The organism is Pseudomonas putida (assembly GCF_050989985.1).
GTDB classification, from domain to species: Bacteria; Pseudomonadota; Gammaproteobacteria; order Pseudomonadales; family Pseudomonadaceae; genus Aquipseudomonas; species Aquipseudomonas putida_AI.
This window is the reverse complement of sequence record NZ_CP158815.1, coordinates 2988893-3006062: the sequence shown is the minus strand read 5'-3', so window position 1 is coordinate 3006062 and position 17170 is coordinate 2988893. Positions and strand designations below refer to the sequence as shown.

14 protein-coding genes are annotated in these 17170 nt (G+C 62.1%); 12 read left to right on the top strand and 2 right to left on the bottom strand.

Annotated features, from left to right (window positions below):
* Position 1: 1 nt before the first annotated feature.
* Positions 2-1006: a FecR family protein gene (locus tag ABTV29_RS13975; RefSeq protein WP_433771135.1), complete on the top strand. Its 1005-nt coding sequence runs from the start codon at positions 2-4 to the stop codon at positions 1004-1006.
* Positions 1007-1060: 54 nt separating this feature from the next.
* On the opposite strand, the gene pvdQ is transcribed toward ABTV29_RS13975, so the two are convergent.
* Positions 1061-3406, bottom strand: coding sequence for a bifunctional acylase PvdQ (gene pvdQ / locus ABTV29_RS13970; RefSeq protein ID WP_433771133.1), 2346 nt, complete (start codon positions 3404-3406; stop codon positions 1061-1063).
* 247 nt (positions 3407-3653) lie between these two features.
* On the opposite strand from pvdQ, the gene ABTV29_RS13965 reads away from it, so the two are divergent.
* Positions 3654-4025, top strand: coding sequence for a fe2+ zn2+ uptake regulation protein (locus ABTV29_RS13965; RefSeq protein WP_433771131.1), 372 nt, complete (start codon positions 3654-3656; stop codon positions 4023-4025).
* A gap of 132 nt (positions 4026-4157) precedes the next feature.
* Here ABTV29_RS13965 and ABTV29_RS13960 read toward each other — a convergent pair whose 3' ends face one another.
* The gene (locus ABTV29_RS13960) at positions 4158-4346 is read right to left on the bottom strand and encodes a hypothetical protein (protein ID WP_433771129.1); all 189 of its coding nucleotides are present in this window, start codon (positions 4344-4346) and stop codon (positions 4158-4160) included.
* A gap of 157 nt (positions 4347-4503) precedes the next feature.
* Between ABTV29_RS13960 and ABTV29_RS13955 the strand changes: the two genes are divergently transcribed.
* The 10 genes from ABTV29_RS13955 to ABTV29_RS13910 all read left to right on the top strand — a co-directional run bounded on the left by ABTV29_RS13955 (position 4504) and on the right by ABTV29_RS13910 (position 17026).
* Positions 4504-4644 (top strand): hypothetical protein, encoded by a 141-nt coding sequence (locus ABTV29_RS13955; RefSeq protein WP_204354296.1) that lies wholly within the window; start codon positions 4504-4506, stop codon positions 4642-4644.
* Positions 4645-4876: 232 nt separating this feature from the next.
* Positions 4877-5323 carry a DUF411 domain-containing protein gene (locus ABTV29_RS13950; RefSeq protein ID WP_433771127.1) on the top strand — a complete coding sequence of 149 codons (447 nt, stop codon included), beginning with the start codon at positions 4877-4879 and terminating at the stop codon, positions 5321-5323.
* Positions 5323-5757 carry a YqaA family protein gene (locus tag ABTV29_RS13945; RefSeq protein WP_433771873.1) on the top strand — a complete coding sequence of 145 codons (435 nt, stop codon included), beginning with the start codon at positions 5323-5325 and terminating at the stop codon, positions 5755-5757. Before ABTV29_RS13950 ends, ABTV29_RS13945 begins: the two co-directional genes overlap by 1 nt.
* A gap of 83 nt (positions 5758-5840) precedes the next feature.
* A complete protein-coding gene (locus ABTV29_RS13940) occupies positions 5841-6866 on the top strand; it encodes an alpha/beta fold hydrolase (RefSeq protein ID WP_433771125.1) in 1026 nt (341 codons plus the stop codon).
* 13 nt (positions 6867-6879) lie between these two features.
* Complete coding sequence (locus tag ABTV29_RS13935) at positions 6880-7833, top strand: D-2-hydroxyacid dehydrogenase family protein (protein ID WP_433771123.1); 954 nt, start codon at positions 6880-6882, stop codon at positions 7831-7833.
* A gap of 598 nt (positions 7834-8431) precedes the next feature.
* Complete coding sequence (gene glgA / locus ABTV29_RS13930) at positions 8432-10018, top strand: glycogen synthase GlgA (RefSeq protein ID WP_433771121.1); 1587 nt, start codon at positions 8432-8434, stop codon at positions 10016-10018.
* Positions 10019-10031: 13 nt separating this feature from the next.
* The gene (gene treZ, locus ABTV29_RS13925) at positions 10032-11828 is read left to right on the top strand and encodes a malto-oligosyltrehalose trehalohydrolase (RefSeq protein ID WP_433771119.1); all 1797 of its coding nucleotides are present in this window, start codon (positions 10032-10034) and stop codon (positions 11826-11828) included.
* Complete coding sequence (gene malQ, locus ABTV29_RS13920; protein ID WP_433771117.1) at positions 11825-13903, top strand: 4-alpha-glucanotransferase; 2079 nt, start codon at positions 11825-11827, stop codon at positions 13901-13903. Before treZ ends, malQ begins: the two co-directional genes overlap by 4 nt.
* The gene (locus ABTV29_RS13915) at positions 13900-16677 is read left to right on the top strand and encodes a malto-oligosyltrehalose synthase (RefSeq protein ID WP_433771116.1); all 2778 of its coding nucleotides are present in this window, start codon (positions 13900-13902) and stop codon (positions 16675-16677) included. Before malQ ends, ABTV29_RS13915 begins: the two co-directional genes overlap by 4 nt.
* Positions 16678-16696: 19 nt before the next feature.
* A complete protein-coding gene (locus ABTV29_RS13910; RefSeq protein ID WP_433771114.1) occupies positions 16697-17026 on the top strand; it encodes a DUF2934 domain-containing protein in 330 nt (109 codons plus the stop codon).
* Positions 17027-17170 lie beyond the last annotated feature (144 nt).

Below are 17170 nucleotides of genomic sequence, written 5' to 3'. Positions count from 1 at the left end.
AATGACCGACAGCCCTCTCTCACAAGCCGAATACGACGCCATCACCGATGCCGCAGCGCACTGGTGCATGCGCTTGCATGCCGACGACTGCACCGCGCAGGAACGTCGGGCGTTCGAGCAGTGGCTGCACGCTCACCCACTGCACGCCGTCGAATACGACGCAATGCTGGAAATCTGGGAGATCGCGGGGGATTTGCCTCGACCGGAACCGGCCGTCGTGCCGATGGTGCAAGCAAAACCCCAGGCATCCTGGCGCGCATTCGGCATGGCCGCCGCCGTGTGTGCGCTGGCGCTGCCGTTGGCCGCTTATAGCGGCTGGAACCTGGGCTGGCTGCCGGATTCGTTCCAGCACTTCGAGGCCAGCGACAATGTGCGCCAGGTCACCTTGAAGGATGGCAGCCAGGTCGAATTGAACCTGGGCAGCGAGCTGACCTACCGCAACTACAAGGATCGTCGTCAGGTCACCCTGAAAAAAGGCGAGGCCTTCTTCAGCGTCAGCCACGACACCACCCACCCTTTTGTCGTCAAGGCCGCCGAAGGCAAGATCCGGGTCACGGGGACCAAATTCAACGTCTGGATGTATCAGGACCAGGTGAAAGTGAACCTGATCGAAGGCTCGGTGCTGGTCAGCAGCAATGATGACCTGCCGGGGGACGGCTTGAGGCTGGGCCCTGCGATGCAGGCGAGCTATGGCCATGGTGATTTCATCCCGCGGATCAGCCAGACCTACGATGGCGACAACTCACTGGCCTGGCGCAGCGGCAAACTCGTGCTGGACAACCTGGCGCTGAACGAGGCGTTGCCGCTGATCAATCGCTACCTGGAAACCCCGCTGATGGTGGCCGACAACAGCACTGGCGCGATCCGTATCGGCGGCATCTACAACATCAAGGAACTCAACACCCTGGTGACGACCCTGCCCAAGGTGCTGCCGGTTTACCTGACCCGCAACAAGGACGGCAATCCGGTCCTCAACTCCATTCCGCAACGCACCCCGAAAAGCTGAAGGCCGCTACCCTCTCGGGTGCGGCCTTCATGTATCGCTTAAACAACCCTCCCTTTATTTCGCAGCCACCTTCCCGGCTTTTTCATCCTGTTCGCGGATGGTCCAGGCCTGATAGTGCGGGTCTGACGTGATCTGCTGCTCGGTGAACGGCAACACACTCAACTGCTTCTTCGAAAACGCCCGGGTCTGGTCGTTGGCGTATTTGGAGGCCGGATCACTGGACAGCGAGAACGCCAACAGCCCCTTGGCCTGCGGCCCCTTTTCATCGAAAGTCACGATCTGCAAATAGCTGGTGCCGCTGACAACTTCGCGCTTGCCGTCAGTCCTGGGCACGCTCTGGATAGCGTTGTACACCCCCAATGTTCCCGGCCCGCCGTGGATCGGTGTTTGCTCGCCGCCGCTGCTCACCACCTGGATATCACCCCAACGGCTGTCGGGCTTGAGGCCTGACGCATTGACCTGCTCGACCGAGGCCAGCATCGCCTGACGCAGTGCATGCGCCACTTCGGGCCGGTCGACCGCCAGGCGACGCGGGGTGTGCTGCGGATCTTGTGGGTTGAACGCCACGCGCCAAATATCCGCGGCCTGCTCCAGCGGCTCCATGACGTTCTGGAAATGCACGAAGCCCAGGCCACTGTCGAGATTCGCTTTGCGATCCCAGGCCTTGAGGCTGGCACACAGCAGCGCCAGGGTTTTCGCATCATTACCCAAGTCGCCTGCGCAGAATTGCAGCAGGTCCGGCATCACTTGCGCTGCCTGATACACCTGATCATCCAGCACCATGTGCTGCAGGTCAGCGGCCTTGAGCGGGCCCGACTTGGCAAGCGTATCCAGTCGATCCAGCGCAAAACGCGAGCGCAGGCCCAATGGCTGGTTATCCTGGCTGATCAGCGGCGAGAACCCGGTCAGCGGTTGTGCCGGGTTGGCCATCCACGCCGAATCGTTGGAGTGCTGCACGAAATCCCTGCGCAGCAGTTGCGGCAACTTGTCCGAGGCATAGATGCCCTTTTGCGCCGCCTGCGGGTCGATGTCCCAGGCGCAGGCGCTGTTGGAGCCGTCGAGTACGATCATCTGCAAGCCGATACGCGGGTCGCTGCATTGGGCCAGTTTCTTGGCACTGACGTTGGGCACCACCGACAGGTTCATGTACAGCGTCTGCCCCTGATCGTCCGCCGCCAGGGTGTTGACCCAGGGTATGCCCTGAATCCGGTGCACCGCATCCTGAAACGCCTGGAGGCTATCGGCCTGGTTCATGGCGTACCACTGCGTCAGCACGCGGTCGTTGTCCAGATTGGCGTCGCGCAGGCTGTAGGCGAACCGGTTGTCCCAGTCCAGCTTACCGGGCCACTGCACGATCGGGCCGAATTGTGAGCTGTAGAGCACATGGGAAACCGCTTTCACCGAGCCATCCGCCTGCTTCACGTCAATGCTCAGCGTCTGCTTCTGCATAGGCAGCGACTTGCCGTCGAGCAGGTAGCGGGTCGAGTCCTTGGGGTCCAGTTGCAGGCGGTACAGGGTGAAATGTTTGGACGAGTCCACGGTGTGGGTCCAGGCCAGGTGCCGGTTGAACCCGATATTGATCATCGGCAGCCCGGGCAACGCGGCGCCCATCACGTCCAGCTTGCCGGGAATGGTCAGGTGCATCTGATAAAAGCGCATGCCGCCGACCCACGGGAAATGTGGATTGGCCAGCAACATGCCACGACCGTTGAACGAGCGCTCGCTGCCGACCGCCACGGCATTGCTGCCACGGTCGAGGGCAAAGCGCTGCATGCGCGTGTCGGCCACCTGGAACGCAGTCTGTTTGCCCGCATTGCCGGCGACGGCGGCCGGTGGCGTGGCGCCCGCCAGGGCTTCGGCGAATTGCCCGACGCCACCTTCCACCAGCAGGCGACGGGTCAGTTTCACCAGGTCCATCGCCGTGATGTCCCGCACCCAGTCGCCCTGGCATTGCTGTGGCAGGCCCTGGCTGCGACGCTCTGCCAGTGAGCGGTTGAAACCGGCCACGTAGCCTTCGATCAGTTCGCGCACTGGCGGCGATTGCACCTGCCAGAACCCTTCAACCGCCTGGGGAGTATTCAACCAAGTGAAAAACAGATCGCTGACCCGGTTCTCGCGTTCTTCGACCGTGAGCTGATCCGGGCCGAAAAACCGCGAACGCTGACCGTTCACCGTGACGATCTCGTTGGCCAGCAAACAGAGGTTATCCTGAGCGTAGGCATAGCCGATTCCATAACCGAGCCCCCGCTCGTTCTCGGCCCGAATATGCGGCACGCCAAAACTGGTCCGACGGATCTCGGCACTCGCCTGCTCCGGCTGATTGCCGGCATTCGCCGCAAGACCAAAGCCCAGAAACATGCCTGCCAGGCTCAACCTGGTTAACTGGCTGGAAATAATCACACTCGCTCCTGATCGAAAAACGATGTTCACCGTTCTGCGTATCGATACGCACGGCGCATCCTTTCAAGGACGAAGCAAACGGGAAAAATTTAAGCGACCGGACCGCCATTCGGCGACGCTTAATGAATTGGTAAAACCCTGATGACGAAATTTCTACATTCAGGTCTTCATGATTAAGGTCGCTCATACGTCTTGTCATGTAAGAGCACCCATTTTTCCTGATCAGGCTCTGAAAAGGAGTTTTGCCATGTACAACTCGCAACTGCCAGCGGATGGTGGAAACGCACCAACGAAGACCCCCATCGAGGCTGGTGTTTTCGAGCAGCGTACCGAGCGCCAAGGCAACGATCGGATCCGCTTTCTGCTCAAGAGTTTTGGCCTGCGCACCAGTCTGATTCGCCTGAAAGTCATCGATGCGCTGCTGACAGCCGCTGAAAGCAATCGCAGCCTGGGTGTGCGCGGGGTGCACACGCATCTGCTGGAACTGGACATTCCCCTGTCGTTCCTGAGCGTGCGCGAAGTGTTGAAACGCCTGAACAGCGAAGGCGTGGTCGTGCTCAATGCCGACAAGAGCTACAGCCTTGACCCAAGGGCCGCGGCCGTCTTGATGCAGCACTGACCCAATCTTCTGTAGGAGCAGCCGGTCGACGCTCGATTGCTCGCGATGGTTGTCAACGATGACGCTGGAAGCCTGATACCCCGTGGCGCCCTCTGGTTCATCGCGAGCAGGCCCGCTCCTACAATAGATTGCTCAGGGTTTTACCTTGCGGCGCATCACACCATTGATGACCACCACGACCACCGCCACGCCGATGGCGATGTACTGGAACACTTTTTCGCTGATTACCCCGATGTTCTGCAGATACGACAGACCAAACATGATCCCCAGCACGACCAGGGCGATCAGAAGGGAGTATTTCAAACGTTGCGACTGGGTCATTAGCCTTTCCTGAAACTGATAAATGTATCCGCTTTGTATCCGAAGCCATGCCAAGTCCCTACCGTTTTGCGGGGATGCGGCGCCGGAGGCGGGGTCTCATGTTACAGCCGATGAAGATTTTTGGCTTTATCACGGCGATAACCATGAGGATTTACACATGTTGCGTCGAATCACATTGCTGATTCCCCTGCTGGCCCTGCTTTCCCTGAGTGGCTGCATCGTTTTCCCCCACGGCGGCTGGCACCATGACCACCACTACGATGACCGGGGCGGACCGGGTTACTACTACCATCGTTGATACCTCTTACTCTCATTCAAATCTCTCGCACACCTGACTCCCTGAGCGCCTGACCCGGCGCTCAGCGGCCAAGCTGACAAAGTTGTAATGCCCGCCTCATCTGCCTGACAGCCCTGGTCTAGGATCATAGGGCTGCCCAGCTTGTAGTAAATTGAAACAAACCTTGAATGCCTGTCCGGGAAAACCGTTCAGAATGCGTTTTTTTCGCCCGCCATCCGAGAAACATGCCGACATGCGAACCTCTCTGCGTCTGGCTGCCTTGAGCGCCCTCCTTTTTTCCTCCCTGGCCCAGGCCGCCGACCTGATTCCGATCGAAGTGCACCGCGACGCCAACTGCGGTTGCTGCAAAAAGTGGATCAGCCACCTTGAGGCAAACGGTTTCAAGGTCGAAGACCATGTCGAAGCCAACATGAGTGAATTCAAGCAGCAACACGGCGTGCCGCCGCGTCTGGCGTCGTGCCACACCGGCCTGATCAACGGCAAATTCGTCGAAGGCCATGTGCCAGCTGATCAGGTGCTGGCCCTGAGCAAGCGCGACGACCTGCTGGGCGTGGCCGCCCCCGGCATGCCCATGGGCTCGCCGGGCATGGAAATGGACGGCATGAGCGATGCCTACCAGGTAATCGGCCTGAAGAAAGACGGCACGGATGTGGTCGTGGCGGACTACCCCGCCCATTGATCTTCGGCGCCTATTTCGGCTTGTTCCTCGCGGCATTCGGTGCCGCGACGCTGTTGCCCCTGCAATCGGAAGCGTTGCTGGTGGGGCTGTTGCTCAGCGACAAATACTGGCTGTGGTCGCTCTTGGCAGTGGCGACCCTGGGGAATGTCCTCGGCTCGCTGGTGAACTGGTGGCTGGGACGGGCCATCGAACGCTTTCGCGACCGGCGCTGGTTTCCGGTCAGCGCAGCACATCTGGAGAAAGCCCGGATTCACTATCAACGCTACGGGCACTGGTCACTGCTGCTCAGCTGGATGCCGGTGATCGGCGATCCGCTGACCCTGGTCGCCGGGGTCATGCGCGAGCCGCTGGGGCGTTTCCTGCTGATCGTGACTTTGGCCAAGGGCGCCCGTTATGGCGTATTGGCCCTGGTCACCCTGGGCTGGATGGGTTGAACCAACCGGTGTGGCGGTTGCCTGTTTAATGTCGCCCTAATCATGCCGATCCAGCATCGGCGGATTTCCATCGGAGTTGATCCATGCCCTTGCCCCTCACTCGCTGGCTGCCCGGCCTGCTGCTGACCGCCACCCTGCCCGTCATCGCTCACGCCGAAGGCCCTGCCTACGGGCCCGAGCTGCAAGGTTTCCAGTATCCCTACACCGTCAAGCATTTCGCCTTCGAGTCCCAGGGCAAATCCCTGCAAATGGGCTACATGGACGTCGCCGCCCATGGCAAGGCCAATGGCCGCAGCGTGGTGCTGATGCACGGCAAGAACTTCTGCGGCGCCACCTGGGAAACCTCGATCAAGGCCTTGAGCGACGCAGGTTACAGGGTCATCGCCCCGGATCAGATCGGCTTCTGCACCTCCAGCAAACCGGACCATTACCAATACAGCTTCCAGCAATTGGCCAGCAATACCCAGCAATTGCTCAAGGCCCTCGGCATTCAAAAGGCCACCCTGCTCGGCCATTCCACCGGCGGCATGCTCGCCACTCGTTATGCCCTGCAATATCCCGAGCAGGTCGAACAACTGGCACTGGTCAACCCCATCGGCCTTGAAGACTGGAAAGCCCTCGGCGTGCCGTATCGCACGGTCGATCAATGGTACGAGCGCGAACTCAAGCTCAGCGCCGACGGCATCCGGACCTATGAACGCAACACCTACTACGGCGGGCGCTGGAAACCTGAATTCGAGCGCTGGGTCGACATGCTCGCCGGGCTCAACAAAGGTCCGGGGCATACGCAAGTCGCGTGGAATTCGGCCCTGATCTACGACATGATCTTCACCCAACCGGTGTACTACGAATTCCAGAACCTGAAGATGCCGACCCTGTTGTTGATCGGGACGTCCGATACCACGGCCATTGGCAGTGATATCGCCCCGCCCGAGGTCAAGGCAAGACTCGGTCACTACGACCAGTTGGGTAAGCAGGTGGCAAAACTGATTCCCCAATCGACCCTCGTGGAATTTCCCGGCATGGGGCACGCGCCGCAGATGGAAGAACCGGCGCAGTTCCACAAGGCGTTGCTTGGCTGGCTGAACAAAACCAATCCCGTGCGTTGAAGAGGTAAGGCTGATGGCGGTGCAAATTGCAGTGATCGACGATTGGCAGAACGTCGCCCGTGATGTGGTTGATTGGTCCGTGCTGGACCCGATCGGTGAGGTGAGCTTCATCCACGACTACCCTGCCGATAACGAAACACTGGCAAAGCGTCTGGGTGATTTCGAGGTGATTTGCGTGATGCGCGAGCGCACCCGCTTCGACGCGGAACTGCTGGCGCGCTTGCCGAAGCTCAAGCTGCTGGTGACCGGCGGCATGCGCAACTTCGCCCTCGACCTGAATGCCGCCAAGGCCCTGGGGATCCAGGTCTGTGGCAGCGACAGCTACAAGCACGCCGCGCCGGAACTGACCTGGGCGCTGATCATGGCGGCGACCCGCAATCTGGTGAACGAAGCCAACGCGTTGCGCGCAGGCCTTTGGCAGCAGAGCCTGGGTGGCGACTTGCACGGCAAGACCCTGGCGATCCTCGGCCTTGGCAGCATCGGCCAACGCGTCGCGCAGTTCGGCCAGGTGTTCGGCATGCGCGTGATCGCCTGGAGTGAAAACCTCACCCCGGAACGGGCCGCGCAAGCGGGCGTCACTTATGTCAGCAAGCAGGAACTGTTCGAGCAGGCAGACGTGTTGTCGGTGCATCTGGTCCTCAGCGACCGCTCCCGCGGGCTGGTCGATGCCGAGTCACTGAGCTGGATGAAACCCACCGCGCTGCTGGTCAACACTGCACGCGGGCCGATTGTCGACGAGTCGGCCCTGGTCAAGGCGTTGCAGAAACGACGCCTGGGCGGCGCGGCGCTGGATGTGTTCGAGATTGAGCCGCTACCCGCCAATCATCCGTTCAGGACCCTGGAGAATGTGCTGGCGACACCGCATGTGGGGTATGTGAGCCAACAGAATTACCAGCTGTTTTTCTCGCAGATGATTGAAGACATTCAGGCGTGGTCCTCGGGCGAGCCGATTCGGTTGTTGAACTGATACCCAGTCATCGTTCATCGCGAGCAGGCTCGCTCCCACAGGGATTTCGATAAGACGTAAATTTACGTCCAACCGTTAAACCTGTGGAAGCGGGCTTGCCCGCGATGAGACCAGAACAGGCACCACACATCCAAAATCATGCACCGCAATGGTGCATCCAAACTGTTCACCCACGCACACTGATGTGACAGTTCTGCTTCATTTCCTGCCAATTTCCCAAAAAAAACTGCACTTCGTCGGTGCGTTTGCACCTCTTTCCGGCACGTCCGTACCGCTACAAACCGATTGTCGAACAATTTTGCCATTCGAGCTTTACCGCTCTAAGTTCTGGTCTAGGCTCAGGTTCGCGAGGCGAAACCGGTCGGTCACAAAGCGGAGAAAAATTCGAAACTTTTGCCGTTAGTGGTCGGTCGACTGTAAGGAAGGTGCGTTGCGACTGGTGCAATCCTTGCAATGGCTAATCCACCCATTCTGCTTGCGCGCATGGGCAGTGTTTGCTCACCGATGCGGGGCGCATTTGTGCCCGACCACAGGACGTGGTTTTCAGGAATACCGTTTGCCAGAGCTAAGAATTAGATCAACAACACGGGAGATTCATATGATCAGTGCGGCATTGGATGTACAGGGAGAACGTGCTCACCAGCATGTCGGCGAATCGAGCGTTCTGATTGCTCCCACTGCACAGTCGATCAGCGTTCCCGGCACCAGGACGCTGACACCTTCGGTCAACCAGAATCCGAACCGGAAGAAAGTGTTGTTCGTCACCTCGGAGATTGCCGACCTGGTCAAGACCGGCGGCCTGGGTGACGTGTCTGCGGCCCTGCCCCGGGCCATGACCCATCTGCACGACGTGCGCGTGTTGATCCCCGGTTACCCGCAGGTGATGCACAGCGAAAACCCGATTCATATCATCGGCGAACTGGGCGGCCATGCGGCGCTGCCACCCTGCAAGATCGGGCGCATGGACATGCCCGATGGCCTGGTGATTTACGTGTTGATCTGCCCTGAACTCTACGAGCGTGAAGGTTCGCCCTACGGCGCCAACAATGGCCGCGACTGGCCGGACAACCATATTCGTTTCGCCCGCCTGGGTCTGGCGGCCGCCGACATTGCCGCGAACCTGGCGCAAATCCACTGGTGCCCGGACCTGGTGCACGCCCATGACTGGCCCGCTGGCCTTGCGCCCGCCTACATGCACTGGCGAGGGCAACGCACGCCGACCCTGTTCACCATCCATAACCTGGCGTATCAGGGCGTGACCAGCCTGGGTTCGTGCCCTGAACTGGGCATTCCCCAGCACGCCCTGCAACAGGAAGGCATGGAGTTCTACGGCAAGATGTCGTTCCTCAAGGCCGGCATGGCCTATTCGAGCCACATCACCACGGTGAGTGCCACCTACGCCCAGGAAATCACCACCCCGGCCTTCGGTTGCGGCCTGGACGGCTTCCTCGCCTCCAAGACCCAGCAAGGCCAGCTCAGCGGCATTCCCAACGGCATTGATGAAAGCTGGGACTCCGCCACCGACACGCACCTGTTCCGCCCCTTCGCCATCGGCGATTGGGAAGGCAAGGCCGTCAATGCCGCCCATGTGCGCAAGCTGTTCGGCCTTGAGGATTCCAAAGGCCCGCTGTTTGCCGTGGTCTCGCGACTGGTCTATCAGAAAGGCCTGGACCTGACTGAAGCGGTCTCCGGCTTCATCGTCAAGAACGGCGGACAGATCGCGATCATCGGTCGCGGCGAGCCGGAAGAAGAACAGGCCATGCGGGAACTGGCCCTGCGCTTCCCCGGGCAGATCGGGGTGCGCATCGGCTTCAATGAAACCGATGCCCGTCGCATGTTCGCCGGCAGCGATTTCCTGCTGATGCCGTCGCGCTATGAACCCTGCGGCCTGAGCCAGATGTACGCCCAGCGCTTCGGTTCCCTGCCGGTGGCGCGCAATACCGGCGGCCTGGCCGACACTATCGATAACGGGGTGACCGGTTTCCTGTTCGACGAATCCACGGTCGAGAGTTATGAAGAAGCCCTGAGCCGCGCCTTCAAGGTGTTCGCCTTCCCCGAGCTGCTCAACGCCATGCGCTGCCGGGCCATGACTCAACCTTTCAACTGGTGCCAGGCCGTCGAACCCTACGCCGAACTCTATGAACAGCTCGTCGCCCGAGCACTGGGGAAATCGCACAAACAGTAAAGAGGCTTTCAAGATGCCGTTACGGACCCTTGAGACCTGGCCCCACGGCGCAATCATGCTGGACGCGGAACACACGCAATTTGCGTTGTGGGCGCCAGATGCGTTCTACGTCAGTGTCGAACTGGAAAATGGACAGTCCATGCCGTTGTTGCCCCAGGCCGACGGCTGGTTCGTGATCAACACCCGCTGCCCCGCGGGTACGCGCTACCGCTACAACATCGACGGTGAGCTGGAGGTGCCCGACCCGGCCTCCCGCGCCCAGGACGGCGATGTCCACCGGCACAGCGTGGTGGTCGATCCCCACGCTTACCGCTGGCGTCACAGCACCTGGCTGGGCCGCCCGTGGAACGAAGCGGTGATTTACGAATTGCATGTCGGAGCGCTCGGCGGTTTTTCCGCCGTCGAGCAGCATCTGGCGCGCCTGGTCGAACTGGGCATCACCGCGATCGAACTGATGCCCGTGGCGCAGTTCCCCGGCGAGCGCAACTGGGGCTACGACGGGGTGCTGCCCTACGCGCCCCAGGCCTCCTATGGTTCGCCCGAACAGCTCAAGCACCTGATCGATACCGCCCATGGCCACGGCCTGGCGGTGATTCTCGACGTGGTCTACAACCACTTTGGCCCGGACGGCAACTACCTGCATCGCTACGCCAAGGGCTTTTTCAATGAAGACAAACACACACCCTGGGGCGCGGCCATCGACTTCAGCCGCCGCGAGGTGCGGGATTTCTTCATCGATAACGCCCTGATGTGGTTGCTGGAGTACCGATTCGACGGCCTGCGCCTGGACGCGGTGCACGCCATCGAAGACCCGGATTTTCTCCAGGAACTGGCGCGCCGGGTGCGCCAGCAAATCGATCCACTGCGTCACGTCTGGCTGATGGTGGAAAACGAGCACAACCAGGCCAGCCTGCTGGAGCAAGGCTACGACGCGCAATGGAACGACGACGGCCACAACGCCTTGCATGTGCTGTTGACCGGGGAAACCGACGCCTACTACGCCGACTACGCGCAAAACCCCACCGAACAACTGGCACGCTGCCTCAGCCAGGGCTTCGTGTTTCAGGGCCATATCAATCGCCATGGCCGCCCCCGTGGCGAGCCCAGCGGGCACTTGCCTCCCAGCGCCTTCATTCTGTTTTTGCAGAATCACGATCAGGTCGGCAACCGCGCCTTTGGCGAGCGCCTGCATCGGTTGGCCCGACCGCAAGCCTTGAAAGCTGCCACCGCGCTGTTGCTGCTGTCGCCGATGATTCCACTGCTGTTCATGGGCGAAGAGTACGCGGCCGAGCAGCCGTTCCTGTTTTTCACCAGCCACCACGGTGAACTGGCGCGCCTGGTGCGCGAAGGTCGGCGCAATGAATTTGCCGCCTTCAGTGCCTTTGCCGACCCTCACCAGCGGGACCGCATCCCAGACCCGAATCAACCTGAGACCTTTGAAGCGTCCAGACCCAGGCTGACCGGAGCTGACGCTTCGGCCACCGATGCGCTGTATCGACAGCTGCTGCAGATCCGCCATCGGCACATCATCCCGCGCCTGCCGGGCGCCCAGGCGCTGGATGCCGAGGTGCTGGCCGATGCTGCGGTATCGGCGCGCTGGCGGCTGGGCGATGGCAGCCAGCTGCGCATCGACCTGAACCTCAGTGATGCGCCGGTGGTCCGCAGCCCACACACCGATGCGCAGCTATTGTTCGAGCAACCGCCACGCGCCGCAGGCCACATGCAACAAGGCATGCTTGCGCCCTATAGCGCGCTCGTCACCCTCAAGGCAGCACCCCCTTTGCTACCCCCGGACGGAGAGCGTCAATGAGCGATGCGCAACTCGAAATTCTGGCCAGCCGGGCTGGCCTGGCGGTCGACTGGATCGACGCCAACGGTCGCCCGCAAAGGGTCGCGCCCTCAGTCTTGCGCAATGTCCTGACCGGGCTTGGCCATCCGGCCGGGAGCGCCCAGGAAATCGACGCCAGCCTGGTGGAATTGCAGCAAGTTCAACAAACCCGCCATCTGCCGCCGCTGATCACCGCCGACGTCGGGATCGGCCTGAACCTGGCGCACTATTTCGAGCCGCTGACCCCCTGCGAGATTCACCTCGAAGACGGTTCGCGCCTGAGCCTCAATCTGGACGCCGAGGCAACGTTGCCGGGGCTGATCCCGGTGGGTTACCAGCATGTCAGCATCGACGGACAGAGCTTCACCCTCGCCGTGGCCCCTGAGCGCTGCTACAGCGTGGGCGATGCCGTGCAAGCTCCGATACCCAGGGTCTGGGGTCTGAGTGCGCAGCTGTACTCCCTGCGTCGTGCCGGCGATGGCGGGTTCGGAGATACCCTGGCGCTGGAAGAACTGGCCCGGGCCGCCGGTGAGCGCGGTGCCGAGGCACTGGCGATCAGCCCGCTGCACGCCATGTTCGCCAGCGACACCGGGCGCTACAGCCCCTACTCGCCCTCCAGCCGTCTGTTCCTCAACAGCTTGTACTGTGCGCCCGCGGCGATCCTTGGCGAGCGAGCGATGCGCACGGCCATCGACGCCACGGGCCTGGGGGAACAACTGCAGCAGCTTGAAGAAAACGCCTTGATCGACTGGCCGGCCGCCGCCGCTGCCAAGCAGCGTCTGCTGCAGGCCCTGTACGAAGGCTTCGTGCAGGGCGAGCACCCGTTGCACGCCGATTTCAGCAGCTTTCGCCACGCCGGCGGCGAAGCCCTGGAAAACCATTGCCGCTTCGAAGCCATCCAGGAGTCCCGTGCAGCCAAGGGTGAAAGCCTCGACTGGCGGCAGTGGCCCGAGCAATGGCGCGACCCGCGCAGCGCCGCCCTGGCCGACTTCGCCGAAGAGAACGCCGGGCGCATCGGTTACTACGCCTTCTGCCAGTGGCTGATCGACCGAAGCCTTGCCCGCGCCCAGACCGCTGCCCGCAGCAGCGGCATGAGCATCGGCCTGATTGCAGACCTGGCCGTCGGCGCCGATGGCGGTGGCAGCCAGGCCTGGAGCCGGCAGGATGAATTGCTCGCATCCCTCACCGTCGGCGCGCCACCGGACATTCTCAATCGCAGCGGCCAGGGCTGGGGGATCTCCGCGTTTTCCCCGGAAGGCCTGGTGCGCAACGGCTTTCGTGCCTATATCGAAATGCTGCGCGCCAACTTTGCCCACGCCGGTGGCCTGCGCATCGACCATGTCATGGGCTTGCAACGGCTGTGGGTGATCCCCAACGGCGCACCGCCCACCGACGGCGCGTACCTGTATTACCCGGTGGACGACCTGCTGCGCCTGCTGACCCTCGAATCCCATCGCCATCAGGCCATTGTCCTGGGCGAAGACCTCGGCACCGTCCCGGACGGCCTGCGGGAAAAATTGATCACCCGCTCGATGCTCGGCATGCGCGTGTTGCTGTTCGAGCAGGACAACACCCACTTCAAGCCCATCCTCGACTGGCCGGACAACGCCCTGGCCACCACCAGCACCCACGACCTGCCGACCCTCAATGGCTGGTGGCATGGTCGGGACATCGACTGGAACGCGCGCTTGAGCCTCATCGACGCCAACGCTGAAATCGAGTGGCGCCAGCATCGTGAACGGGAACGCGAAGGCCTGCGCCGGGCCCTGAGCCAGGACCCGCAGAACTTCCGCGAGGAATCCCACGAAACCGATCAGGTGCTCGATGCCAGCGTGCGCTTCCTCGGCCATACCCGCGCGCCGCTGGTGCTGCTGCCGCTGGAAGATGCCCTGGGCGTCGAACAGCAGGCCAATCTGCCCGGCACCATCGATACCCACCCCAACTGGTCGCGACGCCTGCCCGGCTACAGTGAAGTCCTGCTGGACAACCCGGACGCCGCGCGGCGCCTGGAACTGCTGGCCGTCGCGCGACTCCAGGCGGGCGAGCGTGATTCATGACGATGCAGGTCCCCGGACATCCGCTGCGGGCGACCCTGCGCCTGCAATTTCACAAAGGCTTTACCCTCGACGACGCGGCGGCACTGGTGCCGTACTTCGCCCGGCTTGGCATCAGCCATGTGTATGCCTCGCCGCTGCTGAGCGCCCGCGCCGGATCGATGCATGGCTATGACGTGGTCGACCCGACCACGGTCAACCCGGAACTGGGCGGTGAAACCGCCTTGCGCCGCCTGGTCAGCGCCTTGCGCAGCCAGCGGATGGGGCTGATCCTCGATATCGTCTCCAACCACATGGCCGTCGGCGGCAGCGACAATCCCTGGTGGCTCGACCTGCTCGAATGGGGCCGGCTGAGCCCCTATGGCGAGTTCTTCGATATCCAGTGGCATTCCCCTGATCCGTTGATGGAAGGTCAACTGCTGCTGCCTTTCCTGGGCAGCGACTACGGCATTGCCTTGCAGGACGGCACCCTGCCCCTGCGCTTCGATCCACGGCGCGGCGCCTTTTACGTCGAACATTACGAGCATCACTTCCCGATCTGCCCCAGCCATTACGGTGAACTGCTCAAGGCCGATGCCGAGCCGCTCAATGGGCTGGCCGATCGCTTCAGCACCCTGAGTTATCAGTCCGACGCCCATGGCCTGGCCATCCCCCTGAAGACCGAACTGCACGAACTGGCCCGTGACCCGGCCATCGTGCAGGCCATCGAGCAGCACCTGCGAAGTTACGACTCGACCACGCCCGAAGGCTTCCAGAAGCTGCACGACCTGCTGGAGCGCCAGAGCTATCGCCTGGCCAGTTGGCGCACGGCGGCGGACGACATCAACTGGCGGCGTTTTTTCGATATCAACGAACTCGGCGGGCTGCGGGTCGAGCGCCCGGCGGTGTTCGAGGCCACCCACGCGAAAATCTTCGAGCTGGTGGCGGACGGTTTGATCGACGGCCTGCGCATCGACCACATCGACGGCCTCGCCGACCCTCGGGGCTATTGCCGCAAACTGCGGCGGCGGGTGGATCGCCTGGCACCCGGCCGACACCTGCCGATCTATGTCGAGAAGATCCTCGGCGAGGGCGAAACCCTGCGTCGCGACTGGTCGGTGGACGGCACCACTGGCTACGAATTCATGAATCAGGTGTCGCTGCTGCAGCATGATCCCCAGGGCGAACGGTCCCTCGGTGAACTCTGGCAGCGCTACAGCGAGCGCCCGGCGGACTTTCGCCAGGAAGCGCAACTGGCCCGCCAGCAGATCCTCAACGGTTCCCTGGCCGGGGATTTCGAAAGCGTCGCCCAGGCCCTGCTGCAAGTGGCCCGGGATGACCTGATGACCCGCGACCTGACCCTCGGCGCGATCCGTCGTGCCTTGCTGGAACTGATCGTGCACTTCCCGGTGTATCGCACCTACATCAGCGCCCTCGGGCGCTCCGCCGAGGATGACGTGATGTTCCGCCAGGCCATGGACGGTGCCCGGCAAACCCTTGGCGAAGCCGACTGGCCGGTGCTCGATTGCCTGGCCGGCTGGCTGGGTGGCGAGCCGTGGCGCAAGCGCCCGGCGGGACGGGTGCGCAAGCGGCTCAAGCATGCCTGTGTGCGTTTTCAGCAACTGACGTCACCGGCAGCGGCCAAGGCCGTGGAAGACACCGCGTTCTATCGCTCGGCGGTGCTGCTGTCGCGCAACGACGTCGGCTTCAGCACCGAGCAATTCAGCGCGCCGGTGGCGGCGTTTCATGCCGCCTGCGGCCAACGCCTGGGCGAATTCCCGGACAATCTGCTGGCCACCGCGACCCACGACCACAAGCGTGGCGAGGACAGCCGCGCGCGCCTGGCGGTGCTGAGCGAACGCAGCCGCTGGTACGCCGAGCATCTTGGTCTGTGGCGCACCCTCGCCCGGCCGTTGCGCGACGATGACCAGGCACCGTCCGCCGGCGACGAGCTGATCGTGTATCAGGCGCTGCTCGGCAGTTGGCCCCTCGACCTGCGTCCCGATGATCCAGTGGCCCTGCAGGATTACGCCGAACGCGTCTGGCAGTGGCAGCGCAAGGCCCTGCGCGAAGCCAAGCTGCAAAGCAGCTGGAGTGCGCCGAACGACACCTATGAACACGCCTGCGAGAGCTTCCTCAAGCGCCTGCTGCTGACCCCAGAAGGCGAGTTGCTGCGTTCGGCCCTGGGCAAGGCGGTGCAGGCCATTGCCGTACCCGGCGCACTCAATGGATTGGCGCAAACCTTGCTGCGCATGACAGTGCCAGGGGTACCGGATCTGTATCAGGGCAATGACTACTGGGACTTTTCCCTGGTCGACCCGGACAACCGCCGGCCAGTGGATTACGCCAGCCGGCAACAGGCCTTGCAGCAAACGCTACACCTGCCCGATCTGCTGGCGAACTGGCGTGACGGGCGCATCAAGCAGGCCTTGATCGCCCGCACGTTGAACCTGCGCGCCGAGCACCCGCAGCTGTTTCGACGGGGGACTTACCAAGCCCTCGAAGTGCTCGGCAGCCAGGCGCATCGGGTCGTGGGATTTGTTCGGGAACATGACGGCAAAAGGGCCATTGTGATTGTGCCGATTCGCAGTGCTTCGCTGCTGGAAAACAGTGCCGGGCCGCTGATCGATGCTTCGCAGTGGGGCGATACACGGGTTCATTTGCCGTTCATGAACGCCGAGGAAAATCTCAAGGGACTTTTTTCGAGCGTCACAGTCACAAAACACAGGGAGCTGATGATCAGCGCCGCGCTGGGGGATTTCCCGGTCAATCTGTTTATTCAAACTACCGACACTTGAGTTGTTCAGGAGCAAGGCGATGAGTACCGACGATAAACGTATCCGCGAGTTTGCCTATCAGATCTGGGAGTCCGAAGGTAAACCCGAAGGCCAGGAAGCGCGGCATTGGGAGATGGCGATCAAACTGGCCGAGTCCGAAGCACTGGCGCCGAAAAAGGCACCCAAGGCAGCCGGCAGCAAGACAGCCGCCAGCAAAACCGCCGCGACCGGCAAGACACTCAATGGCAAGGCCGCCGAGACGAAAACCAAGGCCAAGGCCAAGCCTGCCGCTGCTGGCGCGGTGATTGCGGCGGGGGAAAAGGCGGCCGAGAAAAAAACCCGAGCACCGCGCAAGCCACCGGCGGCCTGACGCTTTACACCATGACCCGAATGACTTGCGTGGCGAGCTTTCTCGCCACCGGACTCGCTCGCCCCTAACAAAGCCCTGTGGGAGCGAGCCTGCTCGCGATAACGGTGTCTCAGGCAGCAAATGTGTTGATTTTGGAACCATCGC

Coding starts and splice junctions, on each gene's coding strand:
- ABTV29_RS13975 (WP_433771135.1), top strand. CDS start 2: ATGACCGACAGCCCTCTCTCACAAGCCGAATACGACGCCATCACCGAT.
- treZ (WP_433771119.1), top strand. CDS start 10,032: ATGCCGTTACGGACCCTTGAGACCTGGCCCCACGGCGCAATCATGCTG.
- ABTV29_RS13940 (WP_433771125.1), top strand. CDS start 5,841: ATGCCCTTGCCCCTCACTCGCTGGCTGCCCGGCCTGCTGCTGACCGCC.
- ABTV29_RS13965 (WP_433771131.1), top strand. CDS start 3,654: ATGTACAACTCGCAACTGCCAGCGGATGGTGGAAACGCACCAACGAAG.
- ABTV29_RS13910 (WP_433771114.1), top strand. CDS start 16,697: ATGAGTACCGACGATAAACGTATCCGCGAGTTTGCCTATCAGATCTGG.
- malQ (WP_433771117.1), top strand. CDS start 11,825: ATGAGCGATGCGCAACTCGAAATTCTGGCCAGCCGGGCTGGCCTGGCG.
- ABTV29_RS13960 (WP_433771129.1), bottom strand. CDS start 4,346: ATGACCCAGTCGCAACGTTTGAAATACTCCCTTCTGATCGCCCTGGTC.
- ABTV29_RS13955 (WP_204354296.1), top strand. CDS start 4,504: ATGTTGCGTCGAATCACATTGCTGATTCCCCTGCTGGCCCTGCTTTCC.
- glgA (WP_433771121.1), top strand. CDS start 8,432: ATGATCAGTGCGGCATTGGATGTACAGGGAGAACGTGCTCACCAGCAT.
- ABTV29_RS13915 (WP_433771116.1), top strand. CDS start 13,900: ATGACGATGCAGGTCCCCGGACATCCGCTGCGGGCGACCCTGCGCCTG.
- ABTV29_RS13950 (WP_433771127.1), top strand. CDS start 4,877: ATGCGAACCTCTCTGCGTCTGGCTGCCTTGAGCGCCCTCCTTTTTTCC.
- ABTV29_RS13935 (WP_433771123.1), top strand. CDS start 6,880: ATGGCGGTGCAAATTGCAGTGATCGACGATTGGCAGAACGTCGCCCGT.